The 278-nt window shown below is 66.9% G+C and carries 1 protein-coding gene; it reads left to right on the top strand.

All coding sequences use genetic code 11. The features are described from left to right. Positions 1-67 precede the first annotated feature (67 nt). Positions 68-278 (top strand): hypothetical protein (locus EN851_RS36930; protein ID WP_210234971.1); only part of this gene is annotated, 211 nt, incomplete at its 3' end.

Raw genomic sequence — 278 nt, 5'->3', positions numbered from 1 at the left:
CCGGGAACCGCAAGCGTTCCGAACCCCGCTTCTCGTATTCCTCCATGAGCATGGCGCCCAAGAGGCCGTGCTCAGACTCGCGCACCGCCACGACAATCCGATCGAGGCGCGGCTAGCGCAGCTGTTTGATCTCAGGGCCGTGGCGTCCAATCGCCCGGATCTGCTCCCTGTCGCGGAGGCGCTGGCCGATCAGATCGCCTCAGTCGCTAAGCCGGGACCGTTCCGAGCTTTTCTACGCAACCTGCCGACAGCGGCGCGGCCCGTGAAGCCGGCGCTCC

Source organism: Mesorhizobium sp. M8A.F.Ca.ET.208.01.1.1 (assembly GCF_004791315.1).
Taxonomy (GTDB): domain Bacteria; phylum Pseudomonadota; class Alphaproteobacteria; order Rhizobiales; family Rhizobiaceae; genus Mesorhizobium.
This window is presented reverse-complemented; position numbering and strand designations above follow the sequence as displayed.